This window comes from Actinomadura geliboluensis, from assembly GCF_005889745.1.
Classification (GTDB): Bacteria; Actinomycetota; Actinomycetes; order Streptosporangiales; family Streptosporangiaceae; genus Spirillospora; species Spirillospora geliboluensis.
The window spans coordinates 1-2,163 of the sequence record NZ_VCKZ01000684.1; the positions used below are offsets into that span (position 1 = coordinate 1).

The following is a 2,163-nucleotide window of genomic DNA, read 5'->3' on the forward strand; positions in this document are numbered from 1 at the left end:
GTGAGGGGTTTGTGGCCTGAGGGGCAGTTTCTTGCTGAATTTACGGTTCGACTCTGGGCAACCTACGCTTGCGTAGGTTACGTTGGCGTAAGTAAGGCTCACCTAGTCGCAGGAAGTGGTGACGCATGACAACGGCTCCGACCATGGACCCCCCTCGACCGCAACCGCGGCCAGAGTTCGCGCCCGAGGCGCGCGGCACCGCGGAACGGGTGCTCATCGCCGCGTTCACGGGCGTGCCGTTCCTGGCACTGTTCGCGGCGGTCCCGCTGGCGTGGGGCCGGTTCCTCGGCTGGACGGACGTCGTGCTCACCGCGGTGTTCTACGTCCTGTCCGCGGGGGGCATCACGGTCGGGTACCACCGGTACTTCACGCACGGGTCCTTCAAGGCCAGGCGCGGCCTGAAGATCTTCATGGCGCTGGCCGGGAGCCTGGCCGTGGAGGGGCCGGTCATCACGTGGGTCGCCGACCACCGGCGGCACCACAAGCACTCCGACAAGGAGTTCGACCCGCACTCGCCGTGGCGGTTCGGGGACGACTGGAAGGCGCTGGCGAAGGGCCTGGCCTGGGCGCACTACGGCTGGCTGTTCGACGCCAACCGGACGTCCAAGAAGCGGTTCGCGAAGGACCTGCTGAACGACCGGGACATCCGGCGCATCCACCTCGCGTTCCCCGGGCTGGTCGCGGTGTCGTTCCTGCTGCCGGCGGTGCTCGGCGGGCTGATCACGATGTCCTGGACTGGCTTCCTGACCGCGCTGTTCTGGGCCGGGCTGGTCCGGATCACGCTGGTGCACCATGTGACGTGGTCGATCAACTCGATCTGCCACACGTTCGGCACCGAGGACTTCGAGGTCCGCGACAAGTCCCGCAACGTGTGGTGGCTGGCGATCCCGTCGCTGGGCGAATCGTGGCACAACCTGCACCATTCGGACCCGACGTGCGCGCGGCACGGCGTGCTGAAGGGGCAGGTCGACATCAGCGCGCGGATCATCCAGGCGTTCGAGAAGGCGGGCTGGGCGCACGACGTCCGGTGGCCGAACAGCGACAGGCTGGCGGCGAAACGCACGAAGCAGGCGGTTTGACCGCCACAATTGATCCCGTGACAGATCCCGCTCCCAGGTCCCGCAGAAAGCGGATGACGGGCAAGGAACGCCGCGAGCAGCTGCTCGACATCGGCCGGTCGCTGTTCGCCGACCGCGGCCTGGACGGCACCTCGGTGGAGGAGATCGCCTCCGCGGCCGGCGTGTCGAAGCCCGTGGTGTACGAGCACTTCGGCGGCAAGGAGGGGCTCTACGCGGTCGTCGTCGACCGCGAGTTCGAGCGGCTCCTGCGGCTGGTCACGGACGCGCTGAACTCGGCCATCCACTACCGCGGGAAGCTGGAGAAGGCGGCGCTGGCGCTGCTGGAGTACATCGAGAGCCATCCGGACGGGTTCCGGATCCTCGTCCGCGACTCGCACGGCGGCACGGGCACCGGCAGCTACGCCAGCCTGCTGAGCGAGATAGCGGGCGAGGTGGAGTACGTCCTCGCGCAGGAGTTCGACCGGCACGACTACGACGACAAGTTCGCGCCCATGTACGCGCAGATGCTGGTCGGCATGGTCGCGATGACGGGCCAGTGGTGGCTGGACGTCCGCAAGCCGCGCCGGGAGGAGGTCGCCGCGCACGTGGTGAACCTCGCCTGGAACGGCCTGGCGGCGCTGGAGCCGAAGCCGTCGCTGGACCCGCGCCGGCGGCGCAAGGAGCTGGAGCGCCGGGAGCGGGCCGCCGAGAAGGCCGCGGCGAAGGCCGAGAAGGCCGAGGAGAAGGCGGCGGCGAGGGCGGAGAAGGAGCGGCGCCGGGCGCGCCGGGAGCTGGACGGCATCGCCGACCCCTCGACGTGAGACGGCCGGTGGCCGCCGGAGTTCGTCCGGGCGGCCACCGGCCAGGGGTCGCCGGGCTCGGGTCGCGAGTCCGGGAGCTACGGACGCCGCCCTTCCGTCCGAGTCGAGCACCGCAGGGGAACGAGTCGCTTCCCTCGGCGGCGGGGCGGCATCCCGTCTAGATCGTTGATGGGAAATTGCTGAACCGGGTGCGGGCACGGCGAAGGGCGCCCATGGTCGGTGTGTGAAGACTGACTTGGACGCCCTTCTGACCGCACTCTATGTTCATCTGGACGATCACGTCC

At 69.2% G+C, this 2,163-nt stretch carries 2 protein-coding genes; both read left to right on the forward strand.

Annotated elements, in window-relative coordinates; all coding sequences use genetic code 11:
- The first annotated feature begins 125 nt into the window (after nt 1-125).
- Nucleotides 126-1,079 carry an acyl-CoA desaturase gene (locus tag ETD96_RS43475; RefSeq protein WP_138642305.1) on the forward strand — a complete coding sequence of 318 codons (954 nt, stop codon included), beginning with the start codon at nt 126-128 and terminating at the stop codon, nt 1,077-1,079.
- Between the two features lie 53 nt (nt 1,080-1,132).
- Entirely contained in the window at nt 1,133-1,879 is a 747-nt protein-coding gene (locus ETD96_RS43480; protein ID WP_171069536.1) for a TetR/AcrR family transcriptional regulator, read from the forward strand.
- Nucleotides 1,880-2,163 lie beyond the last annotated feature (284 nt).